The 24797-nt window shown below is 69.8% G+C and carries 29 protein-coding genes and 1 pseudogene; 13 read left to right on the top strand and 17 right to left on the bottom strand.

Translation table 11 applies throughout. The features are described from left to right. Positions 1–88 precede the first annotated feature (88 nt). Entirely contained in the window at positions 89–1081 is a 993-nt protein-coding gene (locus tag ACI7BZ_RS15660; protein ID WP_414118092.1) for an AI-2E family transporter, read from the top strand. Here the strand turns inward: ACI7BZ_RS15660 and ACI7BZ_RS15655 are convergent, their stop codons facing one another. Both ACI7BZ_RS15655 and queF read right to left on the bottom strand, forming a co-directional pair. Continuing rightward, positions 1082–2092, bottom strand: coding sequence for a hypothetical protein (locus ACI7BZ_RS15655; RefSeq protein ID WP_414118091.1), 1011 nt, complete (start codon positions 2090–2092; stop codon positions 1082–1084). It lies immediately after the preceding gene. 58 nt (positions 2093–2150) lie between these two features. Continuing rightward, positions 2151–2603, bottom strand: coding sequence for a preQ(1) synthase (gene queF, locus ACI7BZ_RS15650; protein ID WP_414119181.1), 453 nt, complete (start codon positions 2601–2603; stop codon positions 2151–2153). Between the two features lie 233 nt (positions 2604–2836). Between queF and eno the strand changes: the two genes are divergently transcribed. Beyond that, positions 2837–4120, top strand: coding sequence for a phosphopyruvate hydratase (gene eno, locus ACI7BZ_RS15645; protein ID WP_414118090.1), 1284 nt, complete (start codon positions 2837–2839; stop codon positions 4118–4120). Between the two features lie 81 nt (positions 4121–4201). Here eno and ACI7BZ_RS15640 read toward each other — a convergent pair whose 3' ends face one another. The 6 genes from ACI7BZ_RS15640 to hemB all read right to left on the bottom strand — a co-directional run bounded on the left by ACI7BZ_RS15640 (position 4202) and on the right by hemB (position 9854). Next, positions 4202–5242, bottom strand: a complete 1041-nt coding sequence (locus ACI7BZ_RS15640; RefSeq protein ID WP_414118089.1) for a 3-hydroxyacyl-CoA dehydrogenase NAD-binding domain-containing protein — start codon at positions 5240–5242, stop codon at positions 4202–4204. A 133-nt stretch (positions 5243–5375) separates the two neighbouring features. After that, a complete protein-coding gene (locus ACI7BZ_RS15635; RefSeq protein WP_414118088.1) occupies positions 5376–6053 on the bottom strand; it encodes a MarC family protein in 678 nt (225 codons plus the stop codon). A gap of 23 nt (positions 6054–6076) precedes the next feature. Next, positions 6077–6826, bottom strand: coding sequence for an arginyltransferase (locus tag ACI7BZ_RS15630; RefSeq protein ID WP_414118087.1), 750 nt, complete (start codon positions 6824–6826; stop codon positions 6077–6079). An 80-nt stretch (positions 6827–6906) separates the two neighbouring features. Continuing rightward, positions 6907–7449 (bottom strand): RDD family protein, encoded by a 543-nt coding sequence (locus tag ACI7BZ_RS15625; protein ID WP_414118086.1) that lies wholly within the window; start codon positions 7447–7449, stop codon positions 6907–6909. Between the two features lie 77 nt (positions 7450–7526). Continuing rightward, positions 7527–8780, bottom strand: a complete 1254-nt coding sequence (locus ACI7BZ_RS15620) for a threonine ammonia-lyase (protein WP_414118085.1) — start codon at positions 8778–8780, stop codon at positions 7527–7529. Positions 8781–8804: 24 nt separating this feature from the next. Then, positions 8805–9854, bottom strand: a complete 1050-nt coding sequence (gene hemB, locus ACI7BZ_RS15615) for a porphobilinogen synthase (protein WP_414118084.1) — start codon at positions 9852–9854, stop codon at positions 8805–8807. 216 nt (positions 9855–10070) lie between these two features. Between hemB and ACI7BZ_RS15610 the strand changes: the two genes are divergently transcribed. The 3 genes from ACI7BZ_RS15610 to ACI7BZ_RS15600 are packed head-to-tail and all read left to right on the top strand — an operon-like array spanning position 10071 to position 12251. Continuing rightward, positions 10071–11135, top strand: coding sequence for an enoyl-CoA hydratase/isomerase family protein (locus ACI7BZ_RS15610; protein WP_414118083.1), 1065 nt, complete (start codon positions 10071–10073; stop codon positions 11133–11135). Further along, complete coding sequence (locus tag ACI7BZ_RS15605; RefSeq protein WP_414118082.1) at positions 11132–11563, top strand: DUF6163 family protein; 432 nt, start codon at positions 11132–11134, stop codon at positions 11561–11563. Before ACI7BZ_RS15610 ends, ACI7BZ_RS15605 begins: the two co-directional genes overlap by 4 nt. A gap of 22 nt (positions 11564–11585) precedes the next feature. Further along, positions 11586–12251: an O-methyltransferase gene (locus ACI7BZ_RS15600; RefSeq protein ID WP_414118081.1), complete on the top strand. Its 666-nt coding sequence runs from the start codon at positions 11586–11588 to the stop codon at positions 12249–12251. Positions 12252–12377: 126 nt separating this feature from the next. Here the strand turns inward: ACI7BZ_RS15600 and ACI7BZ_RS15595 are convergent, their stop codons facing one another. The 3 genes from ACI7BZ_RS15595 to ACI7BZ_RS15585 form a co-directional block, all read right to left on the bottom strand. Continuing rightward, a complete protein-coding gene (locus ACI7BZ_RS15595; RefSeq protein ID WP_414118080.1) occupies positions 12378–12665 on the bottom strand; it encodes a helix-turn-helix domain-containing protein in 288 nt (95 codons plus the stop codon). 129 nt (positions 12666–12794) lie between these two features. Then, positions 12795–13490: an SDR family NAD(P)-dependent oxidoreductase gene (locus tag ACI7BZ_RS15590; RefSeq protein WP_414118079.1), complete on the bottom strand. Its 696-nt coding sequence runs from the start codon at positions 13488–13490 to the stop codon at positions 12795–12797. 117 nt (positions 13491–13607) lie between these two features. Next, a complete protein-coding gene (locus ACI7BZ_RS15585; protein ID WP_414119180.1) occupies positions 13608–13940 on the bottom strand; it encodes a monooxygenase system ferredoxin subunit in 333 nt (110 codons plus the stop codon). Positions 13941–14148: 208 nt separating this feature from the next. Here ACI7BZ_RS15585 and ACI7BZ_RS15580 point away from each other — a divergent pair, with 208 nt between their 5' ends. From ACI7BZ_RS15580 to ACI7BZ_RS15565, 4 genes are all read left to right on the top strand, one after another. Then, the gene (locus ACI7BZ_RS15580) at positions 14149–14973 is read left to right on the top strand and encodes an indole-3-glycerol phosphate synthase TrpC (RefSeq protein ID WP_414118078.1); all 825 of its coding nucleotides are present in this window, start codon (positions 14149–14151) and stop codon (positions 14971–14973) included. Between the two features lie 159 nt (positions 14974–15132). After that, on the top strand, positions 15133–15360 hold the full coding sequence (locus tag ACI7BZ_RS15575) for an FmdB family zinc ribbon protein (RefSeq protein WP_414118077.1): 228 nt from the start codon (positions 15133–15135) through the stop codon (positions 15358–15360). A 141-nt stretch (positions 15361–15501) separates the two neighbouring features. Then, positions 15502–16602: a hypothetical protein gene (locus ACI7BZ_RS15570; RefSeq protein ID WP_414118076.1), complete on the top strand. Its 1101-nt coding sequence runs from the start codon at positions 15502–15504 to the stop codon at positions 16600–16602. Positions 16603–16726: 124 nt separating this feature from the next. Next, on the top strand, positions 16727–17074 hold the full coding sequence (locus tag ACI7BZ_RS15565; protein ID WP_414118075.1) for an STAS domain-containing protein: 348 nt from the start codon (positions 16727–16729) through the stop codon (positions 17072–17074). Positions 17075–17187: 113 nt separating this feature from the next. Here ACI7BZ_RS15565 and ACI7BZ_RS15560 read toward each other — a convergent pair whose 3' ends face one another. After that, on the bottom strand, positions 17188–17460 hold the full coding sequence (locus tag ACI7BZ_RS15560; protein WP_414118074.1) for a hypothetical protein: 273 nt from the start codon (positions 17458–17460) through the stop codon (positions 17188–17190). 55 nt (positions 17461–17515) lie between these two features. Between ACI7BZ_RS15560 and ACI7BZ_RS15555 the strand changes: the two are divergent. Together ACI7BZ_RS15555 and ACI7BZ_RS15550 are read left to right on the top strand one after the other, a co-directional pair. After that, positions 17516–18104 (top strand): annotated as a pseudogene (locus tag ACI7BZ_RS15555) (hypothetical protein); the annotation flags it as partial. Between the two features lie 47 nt (positions 18105–18151). Further along, positions 18152–18373, top strand: coding sequence for a beta-barrel domain-containing protein (locus ACI7BZ_RS15550; protein ID WP_414119233.1), 222 nt, complete (start codon positions 18152–18154; stop codon positions 18371–18373). A gap of 18 nt (positions 18374–18391) precedes the next feature. Here ACI7BZ_RS15550 and ACI7BZ_RS15545 read toward each other — a convergent pair whose 3' ends face one another. The 4 genes from ACI7BZ_RS15545 to ACI7BZ_RS15530 form a co-directional block, all read right to left on the bottom strand. After that, the gene (locus tag ACI7BZ_RS15545) at positions 18392–19105 is read right to left on the bottom strand and encodes an ABC transporter ATP-binding protein (protein WP_414118073.1); all 714 of its coding nucleotides are present in this window, start codon (positions 19103–19105) and stop codon (positions 18392–18394) included. Next, a complete protein-coding gene (locus ACI7BZ_RS15540; RefSeq protein ID WP_414118072.1) occupies positions 19102–20256 on the bottom strand; it encodes an ABC transporter permease in 1155 nt (384 codons plus the stop codon). The genes ACI7BZ_RS15545 and ACI7BZ_RS15540 overlap by 4 nt, the downstream gene beginning before the upstream one ends. Continuing rightward, positions 20253–21395 carry an efflux RND transporter periplasmic adaptor subunit gene (locus ACI7BZ_RS15535; protein WP_414118071.1) on the bottom strand — a complete coding sequence of 381 codons (1143 nt, stop codon included), beginning with the start codon at positions 21393–21395 and terminating at the stop codon, positions 20253–20255. Before ACI7BZ_RS15535 ends, ACI7BZ_RS15540 begins: the two co-directional genes overlap by 4 nt. Positions 21396–21584: 189 nt before the next feature. Then, complete coding sequence (locus tag ACI7BZ_RS15530; protein WP_414118070.1) at positions 21585–21764, bottom strand: hypothetical protein; 180 nt, start codon at positions 21762–21764, stop codon at positions 21585–21587. A 20-nt stretch (positions 21765–21784) separates the two neighbouring features. On the opposite strand from ACI7BZ_RS15530, the gene ACI7BZ_RS15525 reads away from it, so the two are divergent. After that, entirely contained in the window at positions 21785–22501 is a 717-nt protein-coding gene (locus ACI7BZ_RS15525) for a response regulator (RefSeq protein ID WP_414118069.1), read from the top strand. After that, positions 22501–23844 carry a sensor histidine kinase gene (locus tag ACI7BZ_RS15520; protein WP_414119179.1) on the top strand — a complete coding sequence of 448 codons (1344 nt, stop codon included), beginning with the start codon at positions 22501–22503 and terminating at the stop codon, positions 23842–23844. Before ACI7BZ_RS15525 ends, ACI7BZ_RS15520 begins: the two co-directional genes overlap by 1 nt. Before the next feature lie 32 nt (positions 23845–23876). Here ACI7BZ_RS15520 and ACI7BZ_RS15515 read toward each other — a convergent pair whose 3' ends face one another. Next, positions 23877–24554, bottom strand: a complete 678-nt coding sequence (locus tag ACI7BZ_RS15515; protein ID WP_414118068.1) for a DUF3313 domain-containing protein — start codon at positions 24552–24554, stop codon at positions 23877–23879. Positions 24555–24797: the final 243 nt, after the last annotated feature.

Genomic DNA, 24797 nt, shown 5'->3' with positions numbered 1-24797 from the left:
GGCCGTCGAAGCCGGGGAAAAGGCGCAGACGGCCGCGGCGTTCCCGCTATAATGCCCTGGATTTGCGGGATTCCCGGAGAGAGGCGCCATGGCTTCGGACTGGCTCGTGGCGCGTCGCGTCGCCATCGCATGCATCGTGCTGGCCCTGTTCTATTTCGTCTTCACGGTGGTGGATGTCGTCCTCCAGGTGTTCGCCGCGGTGCTGATGGCGCTGGCGCTGCACGCCTTGGCGGAGCCGTTTGCGCGCATCACCCGCTGCCCCGAGCGCTATGCGGTGTTCCCGGTGGCGCTCCTCGCGTTCGGCGGCATCGGGCTCACCCTTTATCTGTTCGGCTCGACCATCCAGGCCCAGGTCACGGAACTGCTCAACGACCTGCCCACGGCATGGGCGGCGTTCGAGCGGCGGTTCCACCTGGAGGGGATGGGCGACGACCTCTTGCGGCGGGCCGAGGCGGCGGCGCCCTCCAGCGATCGGGTGATCTCGGCGGTGCAGGGAGTGACCACCAATGTGGCGCAGGTGCTGCTGGGCCTGTTCCTGGTGGTGGTGGGCGGGCTCTATTTCGCCGCCTCGCCCGATCTCTACCGCCGCCTGTTCGCCTCGCTGTGGGCGCCGCAGGATCGCCCGGCCGTCCTGCGGCGGCTGGATGTGGTTTCAGAAGACCTACGCCACTTCCTGAAGGCCCAGCTCATCGCCATGGTGGTGGTGGGGCTGCTGACCTTTGTCGGCCTCACCATCGTCGGCGTGCCCTCGGCGCTGGCGCTGGCGCTGTTCGCGGGCCTGGCCGAATTCGTGCCCATGGTGGGGCCGGTGATGGCAGCGGCGCCCGCCGTGCTCATCGCCCTGACCATGGGGCTTGATTCCGGGCTGTGGACCCTGCTTGTCTTCGTCATCGTGCAGCAGAGCGAGAGCAACGTCATCACCCCGCTGCTGCAGCAGCGCATGGTGTCCCTGCCGCCGGCGGTGACCCTGTTCGCGGTGGTGGCCTTCGGCAATTTCTTCGGCGTCATGGGGGTGGTGCTGGCCACCCCGCTTACGGTGCTCGCCTTCTCCGCCTTCAAGAGCGACAAGCCGGCGGACTGATCAGTTGGGAGCGACCACCTCGCCGGACCGGCGATCATAGCGCCACATGGAACCCGGCTGGACATGCGTGCCGCCGATGAAGCGTTCCACGGCATTCGCGCAGGCATGGTCAAAGCTGCCCTTCAGGGCGGCATGGCCGGCCGGCGTCAGGGAAATTTCAGCGGCGGCATAGGCGCGGTAGCTGCCTTCCGCCGGGCTTGCATCCCCCGGCGAGAAGCGCAGGCCGCCGGCCTCGCCGGAGCGGAACGGCAGGCCCGATATGAGCGGCTCGCGGGCGAAGGCCAGCCCGTCCAGCCGCAGGAAGAAGGGCAGGTCGGCCAGGAACTGCGCCTCGTCCTGGGAATGCACGGCGGCATAGACCTGCGCCACCTTCGCCGGCCCGTCCGCCAGCCGGGCGAGGATGCGTTCCTCGGTGAGGGAAAGGCCGCTCTTCGGCGCCGGCAGCTCGGCCAGCAGGCGCCGCAGGGCGGGCACGAGATGGGGCAGGGCATCGGGCGCCGCCGCCACGAATGCCGCCAGCGGGCGGGGGGTGGGCGCGGTGAAGGCATCCCACGCCTGCCGCGCCGTTTCCAGCTGCACGTGGGTCACCGGCGCGCGGCCCGCCTCCAGGGCGCGCATGGCCGAAGGCTCCATCACCCCAAGATAATGTGCCGCCTGAACCAGCGAGAGCCCCATGCGCTCAGGCTCATGGGCGAAATAGTTCAGAAGCTGGATGAGCTGGAGCTGATCGTAAAGGTCATGCTCGAACCACAGCTCCACCTCGCCATAGGCGATATGGACCTCCACCTGTGCATCGCGATGGGCGAAATCGGCGCGCACCGCGTCGAACGGCAGGCCCAGGGCCTGCGAGAGGAAATCGGCACGCACGTCGGAGACGTCCTCCAGCACGCTGCCGGCCGGCACCGGGCCGTCATGCAGCATGTCCTGCCAGGGCAGGAGGTGGCCGGCGATGCCGGCGGCGCGCAGGCGCTCCACGGCCGTCTCGCCGTTGGTGAGAATGAGCTTCGGCATCGGCTGGCCCTCGCTTCCTCGTGACGCGCCGCCCGCCGCCGGGCCGGCGCGCGCAGTTTCACCCCCGGCCGCGATACGGCGCAACGCCCGTGTCGGGCAGCCAGACGCCCGCAGGCGGTGTTCCGGTCTGCCAGAACACGTCAATGGGAATGCCCCCGCGCGGATACCAATAGCCCGCGATGCGCAGGAAGCGTGGCGCCAGAAGGTCCACCAGCTTCTTGCCGACGGCGATGGTGCAATCCTCATGGAAGGCGCCATGGTTGCGGAAACTGGCGAGGTAAAGTTTCAGCGACTTGGATTCCACCAGATGCCGGTCCGGCACATAGTCGATGACCAGGTGCGCGAAATCCGGCTGCCCGGTCACCGGGCACAGGGAGGTAAATTCCGGGCAGGTGAAGCGGGCCACATAGTCGGCATCCGGGTGCGGGTTGGGCACGCGGTCGAGAACGGCGTCCTCGGGGGAGGCCGGAAACTCGGTTCTTGCGCCAAGCTGGAGCGGGCGATCGGTCATCATCGGGGTCCTTCGGGCAGGGTGCGCCGGATAACCCCGCCGCGCGCAATGTTCAACCGGCGTCGGGCCGTTTTGCGGCAGGCGGGCGCGAACCCCTTCGCAGGCGCACAGGATCGCGCTAGAAGCGGCGCGCCGGCTGGGCGAGCGCCTTCCGGCTCCCTGGAGGCGGGCCGGGACGGGGCATGGGCGCCCTTCTCTTCCGCCGCGCGGGACGACGCACGGAAGGAGCCTTCATGACCGCCATCGTCGATATTATCGCACGCGAGATCCTGGACAGCCGCGGCAACCCCACCGTCGAGGTGGACGTGGTGCTGGAAGACGGCTCCCTCGGCCGCGCCGCGGTTCCCTCCGGCGCCTCCACCGGCGCCCACGAGGCCGTGGAACTGCGCGACGGCGAGGCCGACCGCTATCTCGGCAAGGGCGTGACCCGCGCGGTGGACGCGGTGAACGGGGAAATCTTCGACGCCATCGGCGGCTATGACGCCGAGGACCAGGCCCACATCGACGAGACCATCATCGCCCTCGACGGCACGCCCAACAAGGCCCGCCTCGGCGCCAACGCCATCCTCGGCGTGTCCCTGGCGGTGGCCAAGGCGGCGGCGCAGGCCAACGGCCTCTCGCTCTACCGCTATGTGGGCGGCGTGAACGCGCGCACCCTGCCGGTGCCCATGATGAACATCGTCAATGGCGGCGCCCATGCGGACAACCCCATCGACTTCCAGGAATTCATGATCCTGCCCGCCGGCGCCTCCTCCTTCGCGGAAGGCCTGCGCTGGGGCGCGGAGATCTTCCACACCCTGAAGAAGGGCCTGAAGGAAGCCGGCCACAACACCAATGTGGGCGACGAGGGCGGCTTCGCCCCCAACCTGCCCTCCGCCGACGCGGCGCTGGACTTCGTGATGGGCGCCATCGAGAAGGCCGGCTTCAAGCCCGGCGACGACGTGTTCATCGGCCTCGACTGCGCCTCCACCGAATTCTTCAAGAACGGCGTCTACGCATATGAGGGCGAGGGCACCTCGCGCGACATCGAGGCCCAGGTGGCCTATCTGGCGGAGCTGGTGGCGCGCTATCCCATCGTCACCATCGAGGACGGCATGGCCGAGGACGACTGGGTTGGCTGGAAGCTGCTCACCGACACCATCGGCGACAAGTGCCAGCTGGTGGGCGACGACCTGTTCGTCACCAATGTGGAGCGCCTGTCGCGCGGCATCCGTGAAGGCGTGGGCAATGCCATTCTGGTGAAGGTGAACCAGATCGGCTCCCTCACCGAAACCCTGGATGCGGTGGAGATGGCCCACAAGGCGGCCTATCGCGCCGTCATGTCCCATCGCTCCGGCGAGACCGAGGATTCCACCATCGCCGACCTCGCGGTGGCCACCAATTGCGGGCAGATCAAGACCGGATCGCTGGCCCGTTCGGACCGGACCGCCAAGTACAACCAGCTGCTGCGCATCGAGCAGGAGCTGGGCTCGTCGGCCCGCTATGCCGGCAAGGCGGCCCTGAAGGCGCTGGCCTGACACATCCGAAGCGGGCCGGGGCGGCAGGGCTGCCCCGGCCCCTTTTTTCTGCGGCCGCCGCATCACGCCGGTGGGTGCGGCTCAGTCCTCGCGGCTGACGGCGGGGGGATCGCTGGCGGGGAAGCTCTCGTCCAGCGCCTCGTCGAGCCGGTCGCTGGCGTGCTGCGCCTCTTCGGCGACGGCGGCGGCATGCTTGAGGGCCACGATCTGGGTCAGCAGGCGGTCGCGCCGCTGCGCCAGCTCGGCCAGGGAGCGGCCGTCGGCCTCCTCGATCACGCCCTGCACCAGCTTGTGCTGCAGCGCCTCGGTCATCTGCGGCGTGCCCAGGTCGTCCCACCAGGTTTCCACCGCCGGCAGCAGATGGTGGAGAAAATGGGCCAGCCCGCCGGCGCCGCCGCCGAGATGGAAGGTCATGTGCTGGCCCATGAGGGCCCAGCGCAGCCCCGGCCCTTCCGACACCGCGGCGTCGATGTCCGCCACCGAGGCGACGCCCTCTTCCACCAGATGGATGGCCTCGCGCCACAGGGCGGCCTGCAGCCGGTTGGCCACATGGCCCGGCACCTCCTTGCGGATCTCGATGGGGTGCTTGCCCATGGCCCGGTAGAAGCCCATGGCGGTGTCGATGGCGGCGCGGCTCGCCTTCTCGCCACCCACCACTTCCACCAGCGGAATGAGGTGGGGCGGGTTGAAGGGATGGCCGATGAGGCAGCGCTCGGGATGCCGGCAGCCCTGCGCGATGCGGCTTGCCAGCAGGCCGGACGAGCTTGAGGCGATCACCACCTGCGGCGGCAGCACGGCATCGATGGCGGGAAAGAGCTTCTGCTTGATCTCGTAGCGCTCGGGCGCATTCTCCTGGACGAAATCGGCGCCCGCCACCGCCACCACGGGGTCGGGCTCGAAACGCCAGCTGTCGGGGTCGATCCAGGCCTCCCCGCCCAGGCTCGTGAGCACCGGCCACGCCTCGCGGATCAGGCGCCCCGTGGCCTGCGCGGCGCCGGGGGCGGGATCGCTCACCACCACCTCCAGGCCCCGTGACAGGAACAGGGCGGCCCAGCTGGCGCCGATGGTTCCCGCGCCGATGACCGCGACACGACGGATGGGCGGGCTGGTTCCTGCGGACATGGGGGGCTCCTTCCGCGGACCCGCCCGGGAGCGGCGTCGTCGCGTTCGAACGGGGGACGGGACCGGACCCGCAGCGCACGCCGCGGGGGATGGCGGGGCTGCGCGGCGGATTTTCCCGGCGCGCCGCCTGCCTTCAGTGCGCGAGCAGCTCCGCCATCAGCTCGCGCACGCCGAGCCAGACGATCTGCACGCCGATGGCGAACAGGATGAAGGCGAACAGGCGCACCAGCACGTTGGTGCCGGTCTTGCCCAGCACCCGCTCGATGGTCGCCGCCTCGCGGAACGCGAAATACACGGTGAGCGCCACCGCGAGCAGGCCCGCCACGGCGCCGGCCAGGCTCGATGCGCTTAGGGCGAGATCGGTGCGCCAGGTGGGGCTATGGCTGGCCGCCAAAGCGATGGTGGTGGCAATGGAGCCGGGCCCCACCGTGAGGGGCAGCGTCAGCGGGTAGAAGGTCTGGTCGGCGGCCCGCGCATCATCCAGTTCCTCGCTGGCGGTGCGGTCGCTGGGGTCGTCGCCCTGGTGCAGCAGGTTCCAGCCCACGGCGACGACGACGATTCCGCCCGCCACCCGCAGCACCGGCAGCGTGACGCCGAAGAACAGCAGCACCTGCGAGCCCACCAGCAGCGAGCCGAGCAGCAGCAGGAAGCCGTAGATGGCCACGCTGCGCGCCAACTGCTCGCGCACCTGCGGCGAGCAGCGCCGCACGAAATTGAGAAAGATGGGCGCGCCCCCCAGCGGATTGACGACGGGGAAGAGGGCGGCGAAGACGGTGATGAAGATATTGATGAAGTTGCTTGCGTAGCTCAACCGCGCCCCCGCCGTGCGATGGCCTATGTCTCGATGCGCTCCCAGCCCTGAGGCGAGAGGCGTTCCTGAGGCAGGAACCGCCTCTTGTAGTCCATCTTGCGCGAGCCCTGCACCCAGTATCCGAGATAGACGTAGGGCAGGCCCATCTGCCGCGCCCGCGCCACATGGTCGAGGATGAGGAACGTGCCGAGGGAGCGGCCCGCTGCCTGCGGATTGTAGAAGGAATAGACCATGGACAATCCGTCGGAGAGGATGTCCGTGAGCGCCACCGCCATCAGGTCCCCCGTCTCGCGCGGGATGATGCGGCTGTCCGGCCCGCGCTTGCGATATTCCACCAGGCGGGTGTGGACGTGGGTGTCCTCCACCATCATGGCGTAGTCGAGCACGCTCATGTCCGCCATGCCGCCGCTGCCGTGGCGCGAGGTGACATAGGCGCGGAACAGGGCGTATTGCTCCGAGGAGGGGGTGGTGGGCTTCAGCGTGCCCACGAGGTCGCCATTGTCGGCCAGAACCCGGCGGAAGCTGCGGCCCTCCGTGAAGTCGTCCACGCAGATTCGCACCGAGACGCAGGCCTTGCATCCCTCGCAGGCGGGCCGGTAGGCGATGGACTGGCTGCGGCGGAAACCGCCCTGGGTCAGCACGTCGTTGAGCACCGCGGCCCGTTCGCCCACAAGGTGCGTGAACACCTTCCGCTCCTCCCGCCCCGGCAGGTAGGGACAGGGGGAGGGGGCGGTCAGATAGAATTGCGGTGTATCCCGCGGATGCTCGCTCACGGCGCTCTTGCCTCAGACCCGTCCAGCATCGCCGCAGGGCGCGGCAAGGTCAAAGGCCAAGGGAGGATCGTGCTCAAAAATCATTGCTGGCGCCGCAATGCGGCGGCCCGCTGCGCGTTGTTCACGACCACCGTGCCCACCAGAAAATCGTGCAGCAGCCGGCGTCTGTCGTTGAAAAGGGGCACCAGGAGCACCAGCGGCGTGAAGACGGAGAGGGACACCCAGAAGCACACCGCATGCACTGCGCCCAGCAGGGAATAGCAGGGTGCGCCGTACCAGGTGCGCATCTCCAGCTCCATGAGTCGCATCCCCAGCGTGGCCGAGGCGGGCGAGCCGAGGGTGACGGCATTGTAGGTGATGGCCCACACCACGAAGGCGGGGCTGAGCAGCCAGAACAGCATCCAGCCCAGCCCCAGGGTGATGAGGCCGAAGATGAAGATGAACATGCCGAACAGCAGCACCGGCCCCACGATCATCATCGCGTCCACGCAGAAGGCGATGAGCCGGCGCGAGAGGACGCCCTCGAAATATTCCGGCTGGGTCACCGGATCATAGGCATAGGGACGCGCCGTGTCGGACCCGCCGATCCGGGGCGGCTCGCGGGTCGTGTCGCTGTTGGTCATGACGCTCGGCTCCTCCACACATCTTCAGGTGGTGCGCGCATCCGGCGCGCGCAAGCCCGTCCCGGAACGGCCGCTGCCTACCAGTCGGCGCCGCCGGCACCCAGCCGCTGCACCGGCAGGCCCTCGCCCTCCAGCGCCTTCTGGATCAGTTCCGCATGGGCGTGGTCGCGGGTTTCCACGGTCAGGTCCAGGCGGGTGCCCTTGGCCGGCACATCCAGGAAGGTGCGCCGGTGGTGCACTTCCAGAATGTTGGCGCCGAGCTTTCCCAGCAGCGTGGCGATGCGCCCCAGCATGCCCGGCCGGTCCAGGATGGTGAGGCGGAAGGAGACGATGCGCTCGTCGCGCTCCAGCTCGCGCAGGAGGATGCCCGCCAGCATGCGCGGGTCGATGTTGCCGCCGGAGAGCACGAGCCCCACGGTCTTGCCGCGGAAGCGCTCCGGCTCGCTGATGAGGGCCGCGAGGCCGGCCGCCCCGGCGCCCTCCGCCAGCGTCTTCTGGTGCATCAGGAAGGCGTTCACCGCCCGCTCCAGCGCCGTTTCGTCCACCAGCACCACATTGGGCACCAGGCGGCGGACGATCTGCTCCGTCAGCACGCCCACGTTGCGCACCGCGATGCCCTCCGCCAGCGTCGGCCCGCCGCAGGGGCGCGCGACGCCGGTCATGGCCGACCACATGGCGGGGTAGAGCGCGGTCTCCACCCCCACCACTTCCGTGGCGGGCGAGCGGCCGGCGAAGGTGACGGCCATGCCGGAGATGAGCCCGCCGCCGCCGATGGGAACAAGCACGGCATCGAAGGCCGGCCCGTCCTCGATCATCTCCAGGGCCACCGAGCCCTGGCCGGCAATGACGTCGGCGTCGTCATAGGGATGGACGAAGATGCGGCCCTGGGCGCGGGAGATCCGCTCCGCTTCCTGCTGCGCATCGGCCACGCTGTCGCCGTACAGCACCACGTCCGCGCCGAAGGCCTGCGTGGCCGCCACCTTCACCTGCGGCGTCGTCTCCGGCATGACGATGACGGTGGAGATGCCGAGCCGCGTGCCGTGATGGGCCACCGCCTGGGCGTGGTTGCCCGCCGACATGGCGACGACGCCCCGCCGCGCCTCTTCCGGCGTGAGGCGGGAGAGCTTCACCAGCGCGCCGCGTTCCTTGAACGAGGCGGTGACCTGCAGGCTCTCGTATTTCACGTACACGTCGGCCCCGGTGAGGGCCGACAGGCGCGGCGCCCGCAGGGTGGGGGTGCGCAGGACGGCGGCGGCGACAATGGGGCGCGCCGCCTCCACGTCGGCGAGGGTGACGGGCAGGTCCCCTTCGAGGGTGGCGGGTAAATTCATCTGGTTACCTCGAAGGGGGAGGGGTCATGCCTGTTCGGCGAGGGCCCGGGCGACGCGCGGCGCGAAATAGGTGAGGATGCCGTCGGCGCCGGCCCGCTTGAAGGCGAGCAGGCTTTCCGGGACGATGCGCTCGCCGTCCACCCAGCCGTTGCGGATGGCGCCCTCGATCATGGCGTACTCGCCGGACACCTGATAGGCGAAGGTGGGCAGGCCGAATGCCTCCTTCAGCCGCCACACGATGTCGAGATAGGGCAGGCCGGGCTTCACCATCAGCATGTCGGCGCCCTCCTCCACGTCGAGGGCGGCCTCGCGGATGGCCTCGGCGCCGTTGCCGGGGTCCATCTGGTAGGTGCGCTTGTCGCCGGAGAGGGTCTTGGCGGTGCCGATGGCGTCGCGGAACGGGCCGTAGAAGGCGGAGGCATACTTGGCCGCATAGGACATGATCTGCACGTCCTGGAAGCCGGCCGCGTCGAGCCCGGCGCGGATGGCGCCGATGCGCCCGTCCATCATGTCCGAGGGGGCGATCACGTCGGCGCCGGCCTGGGCCTGCACCACGGCCTGCCGCACCAGGATGTCCACGGTCTCGTCATTGAGGATGCGCCCGTCCTCCAGCAGGCCGTCATGGCCGTGGCTGGTGAAGGGGTCCAGCGCCACGTCGGTGATGAGGCCGATGTTCGGCACCTCGGCCTTGATGGCGCGCAGGGCGCGGCAGACGAGGTTGTTCTCGTTCAGCGCCTCGCTGCCGAGCGGGTCGCGCAGGGCCGGGTCCACGTAAGGGAACAGGGCGAGGGCGGGGATCTTCAGGCCGGCGGCCATCTCGGCCGCGCGCACCGCCTCATCCACCGTCAGGCGCTCCACGCCCGGCATGGAGGGGATGGGCGCGCGGGTGGCGGTGCCGTTCATCACGAAGATCGGCCAGATCAAATCGTCCACGCTCAGCGTCGTCTCGCGCACCAGCCGGCGCGCCCAGTCCGACTTGCGGTTGCGCCGCGGGCGGTGGACGAGGCCGAGGCCGGCGGTCTCCACCGGCTCGGTGCCGGGAACGGGGCGGATGCGGGGCGTGGGAAGGGGCATGATGCGCTCATGGTTGGGCAGGAAAACGCGGCCCGGCGGCAAGCCGGCCGGACCCTCCACGTTCCTCTTATAGACCCTGTATTTTCACGGGGCGAGGGCCGGACCTGCGGCGTTGACGCTGGCGGCGGCCACGTCTAACCCTCATGGCATCCGGGACGGTCGGCCGGCCGCTCAGCGGCAAGCCGCCTTGAGGCGAAGGGGGAACGGGCCTTGACGATGGAACCTGAGGTTCTGCTCGAAGAGAAGGGCGAGGCGGGACTCATCACCCTCAACCGGCCCAAGGCGCTCAACGCCCTGAACCTTCCCATGGTGCGCGAGATCCTGCCCCGCCTGCGGGCCTGGGCCCGCGACCCTGCCATCACCCGCGTGATCATCAAGGCGGCGGGCGAGAAAGCCTTCTGCGCCGGCGGCGACGTGCGGGCCCTCTACGACATGGGGCTGAGCGGGCGCACCGCGCAGGCGCTGGATTTCTGGCGCGAGGAATATGTCCTCAACGACTATATCGGCAGCTTCCCCAAGCCTTACGTGGCGCTCATCGACGGCATTTGCATGGGAGGCGGATTCGGGCTCTCGGCCCATGGGGCGCACCGGGTGGCCGGCGACAAATATCTCTTCGCCATGCCGGAAGTGAACATCGGCCTGTTCCCCGACGTGGGCGGCACCCATGTGCTGCCGCGCCTGCCGGGGGCCTTCGGGGTGTTTCTGGCCCTTACCGGAAGCCGCATCCGCGCCGCCGAGGCCTTCGCCTGCGGCCTCGCCACGGACGTGGTGCCCTCCGCCGCCTTCCCCGCACTGGAAGCGTCCTTGTGCGCGGGCGGCGACGTGGAGCGCATCATTTGTGATCATCGCATGGAGCCGGGGCCGGGCGTCTTCGCCGACCGTGCCGACTTCATCGCCGACGTGTTCGGCCGGGGCGATATCTTCGCCATCCTCGCCGCCCTCGATGCCGCCGCCGCCGGCGGCGGGACCCATGCCGATTTCGCCGCCGCGACGGCGCGCGACATCCGCGTCAAGTCGCCCACCAGCCTCGCCATCACCATGGAACAGATGCGGCGCGGGCCCAAGCTGGACCTCGGCGCGTGCCTGAAGCTCGAACTTCGCATCGTCACGCGGGTGGCCGCGGGGCACGACTTCTACGAGGGCGTGCGCGCCGTCCTGGTGGACCGCGACAACGCCCCGAAATGGCAGCCGGCCACACTGGACGCGGTGGACCCGGCCGCAATCTCCGCGCATTTCGCGCCCATTGCCGAGGAACTGGAACTTCTGGCCGCAGGCACATGAGCCATTACGACCCCATCGATGCCAGCGCCCGGGCGCAATGGGAGAATTTGACGCCCTGGCGGCGCCGGCTGTTCCTGTTCCTGCGCGGGGTGGCCGCATTCCTCATCCTCGAAGGCATCGTCCATTGGGTGGTGATTCTCGGCATCGGGGAGGGGGACGCCAGCCGCTTCGAGGCCATGCCCATGGCGGCGCAGGGCGCCGTCATCTGGGCCGCCATCATCGACCCCATCGCCGGGGTGGGGCTCTGGCTGCGCGCCGGGTGGGCGGTGGTTCTGTGGCTGCTCGCCACCCTCACCCAGGTGGTGCTGGGCGCGTGGGCGCCCGCGGGCATGACGCGGCTGCTGCTCTTCACCCTGGCGGAACTGGCGCTGGTGGTGGCCTATGCCGTGCTCTCCATCCGCGCGGCGCGCGAAAGCGACCAGGACTGACACTTCACCGGAAGGACACCTTATGACCCCGACGGTTTGGACGGAGATGGACGACTACATCTGCGCGCGCCTCCTGCCGGCCGACCCGGTGCTGGATGCGGTGCTGGCGGCGAGCGCGAAGGCCGGCCTGCCCGCCATCGCCGTTTCCGCCGCGCAAGGCCGCATGCTGCAGCTGTTCGCCCGCATGATCGGGGCGAGGCGCATCCTGGAGATCGGGACGCTGGGCGGCTACAGCACCATCTTCCTTGCCCGCGCCCTGCCGCCGGACGGGCGCGTGGTGACGCTGGAGGCCGACCCCCACCATGCCGAGGTGGCGCGCGCCAATTTCCACCGCGCCGGCATCACCGACACGGTGGACCTGCGCGTCGGCCGCGCCATCGACACCCTGCCGCAGCTCCAGGCGGAAGGGCAGGCGCCGTTCGACCTGGTGTTCATCGACGCCGACAAGCCCAGCAACCCGGACTATCTGGAATGGTCGCTGCGGCTGACGCGGCCGGGCAGCGTCATCGTCTGCGACAATGTTGTGCGCGAAGGCCGCGTGACCAATGCCGAGAGCACCGATGCGAACATCATCGGCGTGCGCCGCATGTTTGATCTCGCCGGCGCCAACCCGCGCCTCGCCGGCACCGCGGTGCAGACCGTGGGCGCCAAGGGCTATGACGGTTTCGCGCTGCTGCTGGTGGAGTGACCGGCCGCTTCGGCCGGCCGTCGGCTCAAGACCAGGAGCCGAGAAAGGCGAGCACGGCCACGACGACGATGATGGCGACGACAATCCAGTGCCGCGCCGCGAAGGTGTGGAGAATCATGGGCTTGCTCAGTCGTCGTTGGAAGCGTTGAGGTCTTCGGGCCGCAGTCCCTCGTCCTGCGGAACCAGCGTGACGCCGATGGCGCCGCCATTGGTGAAGCCGATGCCGGCCGCCTCCAGCTCCTGGCAGATGCGCTGGCGGGTGGGCGCCAGGGCCTCCAGGAAGCCGCGGTCCTTCTCCACCACCTTCACGGTCGCTTCGGAAATGCCGGCAATCTCCGCAAGGTCGTTGCGGGACCAGCCAAGGAGCGCACGCGCTGCCTTGATCTGGCGACCGGAAACCATGGCGTGCAACAAGCTCGTGCCTCCCCGATGAGTCCCGCGACAATGGCATGCCACCTTCCGCACCACAACGCGGCGCGCTCATGGCGCGTGCCCCGGTTTGAATGCGAGCGGGCCGGGGCGCCCCGCGCGGGCGGAAAGGCTTCAGAACGTCTCCACCCAGGGGCGCAGCTCCAGCTCTGAAGCCCAGGCGGAGCGGTGCTGCTGGTGGAGGGCCAGATAGGCCTTGGCTACCGCGTCTGCATCGAGCCACCGGTCGGCCGGGCCGGCATCGTCGGGCTTCGCCCAGGACGAGGCGAGGCCGCCGTCCAGCACCACGTGCGCCACATGGATGCCCCGTGGGCCGAGCTCACGGGCAAGTCCCTGGGCCAGGGCGCGCAGGGCGAATTTCGCCATGGCGAACGGCACCGAATGCGGCATGGACTTCACGCTCGCGGTGGCCCCGGTGAAGAAGATGGAGCCCGAGCCGCGCACCAGCATCCGGCGCGCCGCGGCCTGGGCGGTGAGGAAGCCGCCGAAGGCGCCGATGCGGTAGGCTTCCATCACCGCGCCCGGATCGAGCATCTCCACCGGCCCGCGATAGCGCATGGCGGCGTTGAAGACCACGAGGTCGGGCACCCCGAGGGCGTCGTCCACCTGCGCGAACAGGCGGTCCACCGCCTGCGGGTCCTGCGCATCGGCGGCGATGGCGAGGGCGCCCGTCTCGGCGACGAGACCTCCCAGCTTCTCCACATCCCGCGCCACCAGCGCGAGGCGGAAGCCGGCCTCGGCGAGGCGGCGGGCGAGGGCGGCGCCGAGACCGGTTCCGGTCCCGACGATCACGGCTGTCTGCTGCGACATGAAAACTCCTCCGGCTGCGGCGCCAGCGGCGGGCGCCCCGCGGTGGTGCGAGGATGGGGACATCGGCAAAGCGAATGGGCGGCACCTGCCGCTGGCGCCGCAGCGCGGGATTTCGCGTCAGGGCGCGGCGAAGAGGGGGGCGACGCCATCCGTGTCGATGTACACGACGCCATCCTCGATCCGCACCGGATATTCGGCCAGCCGGCTCTCCTGCGGCTCCACCGGAGTGCCGGAATTCAGGTCCCAGGTCCAGAAATGCAGCGGGCAGGTGAGGATGGTGCCGTCGAAGTCGGCTTCGGCGAGGGGCGTGTTGCTGTGCGGGCAAACGCCCTGGAACGCCTTGATCTCGCCGTTGTCGGGCCAGGCGAGGATGATCAGGTGGCTGTCGGCGATGACAAGGCGCATGCCGCCTTCGGCCAGGGTTTCGGTTTTGCAGACGCGGGTGAACATCTCGAAAAATCTCTCGGGCATCAAAGCGGACATCATCGCCCCTTGCGGCGCAGGAGGAAAGAGGGGCATGCATGGCGCTCTGCGCCGCCGCCGCACGGCCGTGGCGCAGGTGCGAAAGGCAGTGGCCACGCGGGCGGAAATCTGTGAGGCTTGAAGGGCTATTCTTCGCCCGGCCGGTTGCGGCCTCTTCCACCTCGGATGTTCGTTCATGCCTTTGCCAGACGCCAGCCTGCTCAAGCCCTTCCTGACCCAGCGCCACGACCAGCTCACCAAGGCCAAGGCCCGCCGCTCGCTGGGCCAGATCCAGGGCAAGATCGGCGAAATGCCCATGACCCGCGGGTTCCAGGGTGCCCTTGCCGCCGGCTTCAGGACGGCCGGGGCGCCGGCCGTCATCGCCGAGCTGAAGGGCGGCTCGCCATTCGATCCCGGCTTCCGCGCCGTGGTGCCCTACAAGGCGCTGGCGGAGGATTTCGAGGCGGTGGGCGCGTCGGGCCTGTCGGTTGCGGTGGAGCGGCAGGTGTTCCGCGGCTCTTATTCCGACCTTGCCACCGTGCGCAGCGCCGTGGACCTTCCCCTGCTTGCGCGCGACATCATCTTCGATCTCTACCAGATCCTGGAAGCGCGCCTTGCCGGCGCCGACGCGGTGGTGCTGTCGGCGGCGCTTCTGGGCACGAAGCTGGGCGAATTCCGTGAACGCTGCGCCTCCATCGCCCTCGATGCGCTGGTGGAGGTGCACACCCCGCAGGAGGTGGAGCTGGCGCTGGCATCCGGCGCCGACTTCATCTGCGCCACCAATCGCGACATCCATTCCTTCGAGCTGAAGCCGGGCACCTGCGAGGCGCTCCTGCCGCTGCTGCCGGCCGACAAGGTGTTCGCGGTGGCGGAGGGCGGGCTTTCGACCGCGGATGACCGCGAGCGCCTGGGCGCCCTGGGAGCGAAGGCCATCCTGGTCGGCTCCGCCCTCATGAAGGATGAGGACCCCGCCGGCGTGCTGGAGCAGGTGCTCGGCGTCGAGACGCAGGTGGAAGGCTGAGGCCGCATCTGGCCCGTTTCCTGCTTGCCGGACTGCGTGGCGGAGGGGGCCGGGTGAACCGGCCGCCCGCCACGGCGCGCTTCATTGCGCCGTCGGGCCTCGGGGCCTTGGCGGCGATGCGGGATCGCGCCCCCCTGTGGCAGGATTGGAGGCTCGGCAGTGCCGCTTTACAGCTATCATTGTCCGGATTGCGACAAGGACGTCGAATTGCTGGTCCGCGCGTCGGACACGCCCACCTGTCCCTCCTGCGGCGGGCAGAAGCTGGAGCAGATGATGTCCCGCATCGCCCCTGAGGGGAAGTCGCGCGCCATCATCCAGGCCAGCCGGGCGGCGGCCGCGCGCGAGGGTCACCTCAGCAATTTCAGCGCGGCCGAGCGCAAGCGCTGAGGCGCCTGCGGGCAGGTGTTCGGAACGCTTGGCAGGGGCATGCTTCGTGCTTGGCTTGCGCCAGCACCCGGATTGTTGGCCGAGGGCCGCCCGGCATGGGCGGCCGGAAGGCGATCCGCAGCCGCCCTGGAGGGCTAAGCCATGACCATCGCCTTTCCCGCGTCCCTCGCCGATGACGCGCGCTATGTGTCGCCGGCCTTCCTGCGCACGCCGCTGCGCGCCTTCATGGTGTCCTGCGACAAGGGCATCTACTGGCTGCGGATGCCCGCCGATACCGGCAAGACCCAGTTCGTGCGGGGCATCATCGCCCAGCGCACCGGAAAGGACGGCGCGCCGGAGGGCATAGACAGCGCCATTTCCAGCGGCATGGGCGCCGTGGCCGTGGGCCTTGAGAGCGGGGCCGGGCCGCGCGATCTCGTGGCGGCGCTGAAGGCGGCGTTCGACGCCACCTTCGGGCTCGATGGCACGCAGGCGGTGCCGGACATCCGCTTCGATGATGCCGAGGGCGCCAAGGCGGATTTCTCGGCCTGGCTCGCCGCGCTGCGCGACCTTGCGGTGGCGAAGGGCTCCAAGCGGCTCATCGTCTGCATCGACGGGCTGGAGGCCATGGACCCGCCCGGCGCGGGGCAGCCCTGCTCCATCGCGGCCATGCTGCCGGACATCAGGAGCCTGCCGGCGGGGGTCGTTCTGCTCCTCACCTCCCGCCCGCGGGAGGACTGGCCGGCCGCGGCATTCGAGGCGGTGGCCGCGAAGTTTCCGGCCGGCTCCGGCGTGGGGGTGCAGGATGTGACCCTGGACGACCCGACCTATGTGGACGCGCTGAAGCGCCTGTTCCACGATCGCCTGCGGCCGGTGTTGCGGGGGCGCGCCATGGCGCTGCTGCAGACCCTGCTGGAGACCCGGGCCGAGTTCGAGCGTGGCGGCCGCGACCCGCGCCTCACCAGCGATCCGGTCCTGCGCGACACCCTGAAGGACGACTGGAAGAAGCTGACCAACAAATATCCGCGATATTCCGGCCTGCAGCTTCCGGTGGCGCCCCTCAGCCCGCTGCTGGACCAGTTCGATGGACTGTGGGTGGACGTGATGGACCGCGCCGACCGCCGTTTCCGTTACGTCTTCCTGCTGCTCGACCGGCTGATGGACGCCTCCCTTGCGGTGGAGGATGTGGCGGGCCTTCCGCGCGGCGCGGAGCTTCCCGCCGCCCTCGCGGCCGAACGGGCGCCGGCGCCTGTGCCGGCATGATGGCGAGGCGTCGGCGGCTGTCACAAAAGTGCAAAGAAGGGATGGGAAGAGAAGTCACGGCACTTTGCGCGCGCTCGGCGCGCGCAGCCGGCCCAACAGCTTCCTGAACAGACTGGCTTTCACCATGAAGATGGACACGACGACCCTCGGCCCGGCCAAGGTCCTCATAGTGCTTTCCGGCCGCCTCGATATTGCGGGGGCAGGGCAGATCGAAACCGAGTTCACCGCCGCCGCGAGCCATGCCGAAGTGGTGCTGGTGGATATGGCCGGCGTTTCCTTCCTGGCCTCCATCGGCATCCGCCTCATCCTGACCGTGGCCAAGGCGCTGCACCGCCGCGGCGGTCGCCTGGTGCTGTTCGGCTGCGACCATCAGGTGGAAAAGGTGCTGCTCACCACCGGTGTGGGCGAGCTCACCGACATCGTGGAGACCCGTGCGGATGCCGACCGCATCCTGGAGAGCCGCGCGGTCTGAAGGGCGGCGTCGCGGGGGCCGGGGCCGAAGCCCCGTCTCCTCCCGCGCCCCTCCATCGCCACCGGGGCGGCCCGGTCATGCTGGGAAGCGCCGAAGGGCTGGCCGCCCGGCACTCAACCGGCCGGCAGGGCCGGCCTCTGGACCAGCTGCAATTCCCGGATCACCTGGTAGATGGGCTGGACCGAGGGACGGATGACGCCCTGGGTAGGCGTGCCAAGCTCCAGGATGATGAAGACACAGCCGGCGATGGCGGAGGCCCCCAGCAGCAGGAAAGCCATCACCGTTGCATTCTTCGGCGCGAACAGGCCGAAGCTCGCGAACAGGAGCGAGAGCCAGGCCACCAGCATGCGGGTCTTCTCGACCAGCGCCCGGCGCGTATCCACCATGTTCTCGACAATGGCCGGGGAACACCCCTGGATATGCCGCTCACGGTCGGTCCGGGGGGTGAGTGCGCCGTTCGACAGCTGGATGACCTTCTTCGGCCAGTTCTTCGACCATGGCCTGGATCTCATCAACAAGGGCGGCAACGGCACCATCTACGTTCCCCTCGCGGCGGATGATCCCCTGCGCACGCTGGGACCGGACGGCATCGCGGGAACGGGCGACGAGGTGGGCGCCCAATCCGCCTTCATGGTGCTGACCCGCTCCACCCCCGCAGCCGGCCCCGGCGCGGACGGGGTGATGGGCACGGCCGACGATACCACCCATGAGGCCGTCAACCAGACCACCCCGTTCGTGGACCAGAACCAGACCTACACCTCCCACCCCTCGCATCAGGTGTTCCTGCGCGAATGTGCCACCGTAGAGGGCCGCACGGACGCCACCGGCGGCCCTGCCCACCTGGGGCGAGGTGAAGGCGCAGGCGCGCGTCATGCTCGGCATCGAGCTGACGGACGGCGACGTGGTGAACCTGCCCCTGCTGCGCACCGACCCCTATGGTAATTTCATCCCGGATGCCAACGGCTATGCCCAGGTGATCGTGGGGCTGGGCGCGGACGGAACCCCCAACACCGCCGACGGCGCCATGGCCGTTTATGCCGACACGCCCGGCAGCTTCAGCTTCACCCAGGCGGGCGTGTGCTGCAGGTGTCGCCGGCCACCATCCGCGATCCCGTGGACGGGGCCATGGCCTATGTCGTGCTGATCGGGATCGACGACGATCTCGCCAAGCTCGGCGATCGCGAACTGGTGCCGGGCATGCCGGTGGAAGTCTTCATCTCCGGCGCCGACCGCACGGCCCTGGCCTATCTGGCCAAGCCGGTGATGGACCAGTTCAACCGCGCCTTCCGCGAGCAGTGAGGGGTCCCCGCGGCTCCGTCAGGCCACCGGGGCTGCGGCCGGCGCGGCATCGGCAATGCGCCCGTCGCACAAGGTGATGGTGCGATCAAACATCTCCAGCGCCCGCAGGTCGTGGGTGACGACGATCACCGCCGCCTTGCGGGCGTCGGCAATCTCCCGGAACAGGCCCAGCACCTGGCGCCCGCGCACCGCATCGAGGGCGGCGGTGGGCTCGTCGGCGAGGAGCAGGCTGGGGTCGTTGGCGAGCGCGCGGGCGACGGCGACGCGCTGCTGCTCGCCGCCGGAGAGCTGGGCCGGATAATTCTCCAGCCGGTGCCCGAGATCGAGGCTGGCAAGCAGATGGGCGGCGTGGCGGCGGGCCTCGCGCGGCGGCACGTCGTCGATTTCCAGCGCCAGCGCCACATTCTCCACCGCCGTCAGGAACGGGATGAGGTTCGCCTTCTGGAAGATGAAGCCGATGTGGGTGCGGCGGAACGTGCGCAGGCTGTCGAGGTCGGCCCGCGCATCGGCGACGCGGCGGCCGTCCATGAACACGTCCCCGTCGGATGGCGGCTCCAGCAGCCCGGCAATCAGCAGAAGCGTGCTCTTGCCGGAGCCGCTGGGGCCGAAGATGCCCACCACCTCGCCCTGGCGGATGTCGAGGCTAACCCCGTCCAGGGCGCGAACGAGGCTGTCGCCGCTGCGATAATGGCGCCGCACGCCGCGCAGGCTCAGCACCGCCGGCGGGCTCACGACAGCACGTCCTGCGCCCGCACTTTCAGGGCGCGCGAAATGCCGAGCAGGCTGGCGAAGCCGCAGATGACGGCGACCGCGGCGGCGAGCAGCGCGATGTCTGCCGGCAGGATCAGCACCTTGCGCGGAAAGAAGGGGAAGATGAGCGCCGACAGGGCCAGCCCCAGCACCAGCCCGGCCGCACCGATGAGAAAGGCCTGCTGGGCGATCATGGCCACGATGGTGGAAGTGTTCGCCCCGATCAGCTTCAGCATGGCGATCTGATGCAGCTTCTCCATGGTGAGCATGTAGATGATCAGCGACACCACGATGCCCGTCACCACCTGGAGCACGCCGGTGAAGGCGAGGATCTGGATTCGCAGGCGCCAGAGGCGCTGGTTGAGAAGCAGGTCCGCCTGCCCGCTGCGGCTGAGCACGTTGGCGTCGCCCCAGGCCAGCACAGCGCGCTGCACCGCGTCCCGGTCGGCCCCCGGCTCCAGCGACACCAGGACCGCGGCGATCTTGCTGTCCTGCGGCACCGAGCTGCGGTTGGCGGCGGCGGGCGCATCGCCGGAGCGCGCCAGCAGCACCTCCTCGCTGGTGCGGCGCTGGGAAATGGCGGTGGCGTCGTTCACGGTCACGAACAAAAGTCCGTCGCCGCCCATGTCCACCATGCCGCGGGTGAGGCCCACGATGGTGTAGTCGTCCTGGCCGAGGCGCACGCGATCGCCCATCGCGAGGCCGATGCTCGCGTCCGCCACCGCCTCGAAATGCCCGGACGCCAGGTGCCGCCCGCGCTCCAGCGTGATCCAGCGCCCCTCGTCCTTCGGAAAGTCGAGGCCGGTGATGGACGCCCGCAGCTGGCGCCCGCCAAATGCGAATTGCTGGCTGAACTGCACGAAGCGCCGCGCCATGGCGACGCCGGCCAGCCCTTCCGCCCGGCGATCCATGGTGGATGCGACGGCGGAGCCTTCCGAGAACGGCCCCTGCCGTCCGCCCTGGACGATCCACAGGTCGGCGCCGATCCGCTCGATGACCAGCAGCGCGTCGGCGACGATGCCGCGATAGAGCCCCACCATCCCCATGGAAGCGGTCATCAGGAAGGCGACGCCCAGCGCGGTGAGGAAGAAGCGCAGCACATTGAAGCGCATGTCCTTGAAGGCGAGGTTCACGGCGCGGGCTCCTGAAAAACCCGCATGCCCGCATAGGTGGCCTCGGGGGTGAGGATCACCTGATCCCCCGCCTGGAGGCCGGAGCGCACTTCCACCCCCGCATCGCCAAGGGCGCCAAGCGCCAGCGGCTGCCACCAGGCACGGCCGGAGCGCAGCACGAACGCGCCCGCCTTCTGCCCGCGGGGGACGATGGCGCGCGCAGGCACGGACAGCACGTTCTCCCGCATGTCGAGGGTCAGCAAGGCGGTGCCGCGCTGGCCGATGGCCCAGTTCCGCGGCAGCTGGCGGGGCGCCACATCCACGATGAACTCGCGGGTTTCCGTATCCACCTGCCGGGAAATGCGCTGCACCTTGCCCGGCGTCCCCACCTCGCCGCGGGACGAGAACAGGAGGCGGGCGGGCTGGCCCGGCGCCACATCGGCAATGAAGCTCTCGTCGAACCGGGCGGAGAGCACCACGCTTTCCGGGTCGGCCAGCTCCACGATGGTGGAACCGGGCAGCACCAGGTCGCCGATATTCAGCTTGCGCGCCACCACCACGCCGTCGATGGGCGCGCGGATCGTGGATTTCTCAAGCTGCGCCCGGCTGACCTTCACCGCCGCCGCCGCCGAGGCTTCCGCCGCCTGCGCCTGGCTTATGGCGGCTTGCGCACGGGCCTCCTCGGCGCGCGATTGCTCCAGTGTCGTCTCCGCATTCTCCAGCACCGAGCGGCTGGTGGCCCCGGTGCGCATCAATTCCTGCTGGCGGCCGAGGACGGACAGGGCATTGGCGGTTGCCGCCAGCGCCTTACGGCGTTCCGCCTGGGCCAGCTCGATGGCCCGGCCGGCGGCCGCGTGGGAGGCGACGGCGGCTTCCAGCTGCGCATGGAGATCTTCCGCAGCGAGCCCCGCCACCACGTCGCCCGCATGCACCGCGTCGCCGATATCCACCCGCACATTGGTGAGCACGCCCTGGATGTTGGCGCTCACGCTCGCCTTGCGGATGGCGTCGAGAATCCCCGGCCCGCGCATCTGCCGGTGGAAGACGGCGGGCGTGACGGCCGCCACCTGCGCCGGGCGAGGGAGCCCGTAGCGCCAGGCGAAGATGCCGGCCGCCACCGCCGCCAACAGGAGAAGTCCGCCGATGGCTTTCCGCGGCACCCGGCGCGGCCGGGAGGCCGGGCGGGGCGGCATGCGCACCGGTGACGGTGCGCCATCCCCGCCATCGTCCCGGTCCGCGGGGGCGGGGGGCTGCGCCCGCCATGCGCCTGCGTCCCGCGGGGCCGCGGGCAACCTGAGACCTGCTGCTGAGGAACTCACTCACGCTCTCCCGACATGCGCCCCGCCGGTTCAATCTTCGCCGGCGCCGGCGCCGCGGAATGAAGAAGATCCGATGGGGGTGGAAACATCTGCACCGTGCCGGGACTTCATTTCCTGCAAATATGATTGACCATCGAATTTCCTTCCGATGTTTGCAGTTTGTATCAATTTGTACCGGTGGAAGCACAAGCCTTGAGCTGTGGCGATCATGGCCTTAGGTCTTCGTTTCCATGGAGCAGAAGAGACGCAATATTCTCGTCGTCGATGACGATCGGGACATCCGCAGGCTGCTGGGCGACTTCCTCTCCCGCGAGAATTTCGCGGTGGACCTTGCCCAGGACGGCCGCGAGATGGACGCCGTGCTCAAGCGCCGGCAGGTGGACCTCGTCATCCTCGACCTGATGCTGCCGGAGGAGGACGGCCTCTCCATCTGCCGCCGGCTGCGGGCCGAAACGGCGGTGCCCATCCTGATGCTTACGGCGAAGGGGGACGAGACCGACCGGGTGGTGGGCCTGGAGATCGGCGCCGACGATTATGTGGTGAAGCCGTTCGGCCCGCGGGAGCTGCTGGCGCGGGTGCGGGCCCTTTTGCGCCGCGCCGCCGGGGCGCCCGCGCAGCCGCCGGTGCGGCGCTACGGCTTCGACCGCTTCGTGGCCGATCTCGACGCCCGCCAGCTGCTGGCGGACGAGGCGCATCTGGTCCCCCTCACCGGAGCCGAGTTCGAGCTTCTCGCCTGCTTCGTGCAGCGCCCGCGCCGGGTGCTCTCCCGCGACCAGATCCTGGACTGCGTGCACGGCCGCGCGGCCGACCCGTTCGACCGCAGCGTCGACATCCTGGTGTCGCGGCTGCGCAAGAAGCTCGATGCGCTCAGCCCCGGCTGCAACCTCATCAGCACCGTGCGCAACGGGGGCTATCTCATGACGGCGCAGGTGAAGCGGGTGCCGTGATGCGCCTGGGCCTTGCCACCCGCATCCTGTCCATCGCCACCGCCTTCCTGCTCGCGGTGTGGATCATCGTCATCGCCACCTTCTACTGGTCGAGCGACCTGTCGCAGGTGAATGCCCGGCCCTCGCCCCAACAGCTGGCGGCCATCGCCGATCTTCTGGCATCGCAGCCGCCGTCCGCGCGCCCCGCCGCCCTGGCGGCGATCCGCTCGCCGCTGCTGCATCTGCGGCTGGCATCCGCCGGCGACGGCCCCGCCCCGGGGGCGGATGCGGTGCCGAAGGCTGAGGCCCTGGCCTATGGCCGCGCCCTCGGTCCGCGCCTCATCCATGTGCGGGCGCGGGCCGGGGGCGAAACCGGCGGCCTGCCCCGCCTGTTCCCCGACCGCACCTCCGGCCGGGTGTTCTGGATCGCTTTGGATGGCGGCGACATGCTGGTGGCCGAGGCGCGGATGCCGTTCATGGTCACAGTGCTGGGCCTGCCCGTGGGCCTCGGCGCCGGGCTCCTGGGAACGCTGGCGGCCTGCGTGGCGACGCTGCTGCTTCACCGCGAAATCCGCCCCCTGTCGCAACTGGCGGCGCTGGCCGATCGCATCGACCCCGCGGGGGACCTTATGCCGCTGCCCCGGCTGAAGGCGAACACGCCGGAAATGGAGATGCTGGCGCGCGCCTTCGAGCGGCTCCAGGCACGCATCCATGCCATGACGCGCTCGCGCCTCGCCCTCATCGGCGGCATCCAGCACGATGTGCGCAGCTTCGCCACCCGGCTGCGCCTGCGGATCGAGCAGCTTCCCGACCGCGCCGAGCGCCGCCGGGCGCAGGCCGACATCGCCGACATGATCGAACTTTTGGACAATGCGCTGCTGACGGCCCGGGCCGGTGTCGGCGCGCTGGACAGCGAATATCTCGACCTTGCCGCGCTGGTTGAGGCCCATGTGGCCGACCTGAGCCGCGCCGGCCGGCCGGTCTGCCTGCAGGGCGGGCAGGCCGCGGCCCCTTTGTGGGTGCTCGCGGATCGTCTCGCGCTCAGGCGGGTGCTGGGAAACGTCATCGACAATGCGGTGACATATGGCCATCGCGCCCATGTCCGCCTGTCGGCCGATGGCGCCCAGGCGACGGTGGAGGTGTGCGACACCGGACCGGGCTTCCCGCCCGGAATGGAGGAGCTGCTGCTGGAGCCCTTCACCCGTGCCGAGCCGTCCCGGGCGCGCCGGACCGGCGGCGCCGGTCTTGGCCTTGCCGTGGCCCGCAGCCTGGTGGAGGCCCATGGCGGCCGCATCGCCCTCGGCCATGGCGCCGGCGGGGGAGGGCGGGTCACCATCACCATTCCGCTGTTTCATCCCGCCTGAGGCCGGGCGCGCCTGAGGCCTCCCGCACCGCTTCATCCGGCCTTCATCCGGCCCGCCGCGGCCTTGGCGAGGTCCTCGGCACCCTGCTTCAGCCCGTCGCGCGCCGCATCCAGCGGATCGAGGGTGGCGGCGATGTTCATGGCATTGGGGAATTGCTTGGTCACATAGGCCCACACGATCTGCCGGGAAGGCGCATCGCGAAATTCCACGGCATACATGACCACGCCATTGAAACGCCCCTCGGCGCCGGTGACCGCATTGACGCCGGTGAGGGCGAAGCCCACCGGCGTGAGCTTGGAGGCGGTGGCGAGCACCGGCACACTGGCCTGCGCCCCGGTGAGGGTGACCTTGAGCTCGACCACGCCGGGACCCGGCGCCTCCGCCAAGAGCCCATTGCGGGCGAGCGCCTCGCGGAACTGCTGCTGGGCGAAGGCGGCGAGGCGCGCCTTGTCCTCCGCCGAAAGGGGGCCGAACTGGTGGTCGGCGCCATCATAGATGCTGACGGGCAGAAGATGCACGCCGCTGAAGCGGGAGAGAGGGGCGCCCTCCGCCTGGAAGGCATAGGGCGTTTGCCGCGGCTCGCTGCCGCCGTTGCGGGTGAGCTGGGGCGAGGAGGCGAGGAACTGGTATTTGTTCGGCTCGGGCGAGTTGGCGCAGCCGGCGACGGCGAGCACGAGCACGCCTGCGGCGAGAACGAGGGCTGGGTTCATGGGAACATCTGCCGAAAGGCGGCGGCGACACCGCGGGAACAAGCAGCCGGCAGCCGCGTGCGCGCAAAGAAAGCCCGCCCGCCGCCGCTGGCCAGCGGACCGGCGAATTCTCATGTCGCCGCTGTATCCCGATGATTTCGCCGGCATTGCGAAATGTTGCCCGAACCCGCCGGCATGGGGATGTTTGGACAGGAGGGTTCGCCACCGCCATGGGCCGGACGGACGCACCGGGCCGGCCAGACC

The organism is Xanthobacter sp. AM11, assembly GCF_047444035.1.
In the GTDB taxonomy this organism is placed as follows: Bacteria; Pseudomonadota; Alphaproteobacteria; order Rhizobiales; family Xanthobacteraceae; genus Xanthobacter.
The sequence above is the reverse complement of the archived record's forward strand: the minus strand, read 5'-3'. Positions and strand labels throughout refer to the sequence as shown.

Bases quoted from the DNA above. Each gene is read 5' to 3' on its own strand.
- ACI7BZ_RS15660 (WP_414118092.1), top strand. From the start codon at position 89: ATGGCTTCGGACTGGCTCGTGGCGCGTCGCGTCGCCATCGCATGCATC.
- ACI7BZ_RS15605 (WP_414118082.1), top strand. From the start codon at position 11,132: ATGAGCCATTACGACCCCATCGATGCCAGCGCCCGGGCGCAATGGGAG.
- ACI7BZ_RS15520 (WP_414119179.1), top strand. From the start codon at position 22,501: ATGCGCCTGGGCCTTGCCACCCGCATCCTGTCCATCGCCACCGCCTTC.
- hemB (WP_414118084.1), bottom strand. From the start codon at position 9,854: ATGCCCCTTCCCACGCCCCGCATCCGCCCCGTTCCCGGCACCGAGCCG.
- ACI7BZ_RS15570 (WP_414118076.1), top strand. From the start codon at position 15,502: ATGACCATCGCCTTTCCCGCGTCCCTCGCCGATGACGCGCGCTATGTG.
- ACI7BZ_RS15655 (WP_414118091.1), bottom strand. From the start codon at position 2,092: ATGCCGAAGCTCATTCTCACCAACGGCGAGACGGCCGTGGAGCGCCTG.
- ACI7BZ_RS15525 (WP_414118069.1), top strand. From the start codon at position 21,785: ATGGAGCAGAAGAGACGCAATATTCTCGTCGTCGATGACGATCGGGAC.
- ACI7BZ_RS15515 (WP_414118068.1), bottom strand. From the start codon at position 24,554: ATGAACCCAGCCCTCGTTCTCGCCGCAGGCGTGCTCGTGCTCGCCGTC.
- ACI7BZ_RS15585 (WP_414119180.1), bottom strand. From the start codon at position 13,940: ATGTTCACCCGCGTCTGCAAAACCGAAACCCTGGCCGAAGGCGGCATG.
- ACI7BZ_RS15640 (WP_414118089.1), bottom strand. From the start codon at position 5,242: ATGTCCGCAGGAACCAGCCCGCCCATCCGTCGTGTCGCGGTCATCGGC.
- eno (WP_414118090.1), top strand. From the start codon at position 2,837: ATGACCGCCATCGTCGATATTATCGCACGCGAGATCCTGGACAGCCGC.
- queF (WP_414119181.1), bottom strand. From the start codon at position 2,603: ATGACCGATCGCCCGCTCCAGCTTGGCGCAAGAACCGAGTTTCCGGCC.
- ACI7BZ_RS15620 (WP_414118085.1), bottom strand. From the start codon at position 8,780: ATGAATTTACCCGCCACCCTCGAAGGGGACCTGCCCGTCACCCTCGCC.
- ACI7BZ_RS15565 (WP_414118075.1), top strand. From the start codon at position 16,727: ATGAAGATGGACACGACGACCCTCGGCCCGGCCAAGGTCCTCATAGTG.
- ACI7BZ_RS15530 (WP_414118070.1), bottom strand. From the start codon at position 21,764: ATGATCGCCACAGCTCAAGGCTTGTGCTTCCACCGGTACAAATTGATA.
- ACI7BZ_RS15600 (WP_414118081.1), top strand. From the start codon at position 11,586: ATGACCCCGACGGTTTGGACGGAGATGGACGACTACATCTGCGCGCGC.
- ACI7BZ_RS15580 (WP_414118078.1), top strand. From the start codon at position 14,149: ATGCCTTTGCCAGACGCCAGCCTGCTCAAGCCCTTCCTGACCCAGCGC.
- ACI7BZ_RS15625 (WP_414118086.1), bottom strand. From the start codon at position 7,449: ATGACCAACAGCGACACGACCCGCGAGCCGCCCCGGATCGGCGGGTCC.
- ACI7BZ_RS15610 (WP_414118083.1), top strand. From the start codon at position 10,071: ATGGAACCTGAGGTTCTGCTCGAAGAGAAGGGCGAGGCGGGACTCATC.
- ACI7BZ_RS15590 (WP_414118079.1), bottom strand. From the start codon at position 13,490: ATGTCGCAGCAGACAGCCGTGATCGTCGGGACCGGAACCGGTCTCGGC.
- ACI7BZ_RS15560 (WP_414118074.1), bottom strand. From the start codon at position 17,460: ATGGTGGATACGCGCCGGGCGCTGGTCGAGAAGACCCGCATGCTGGTG.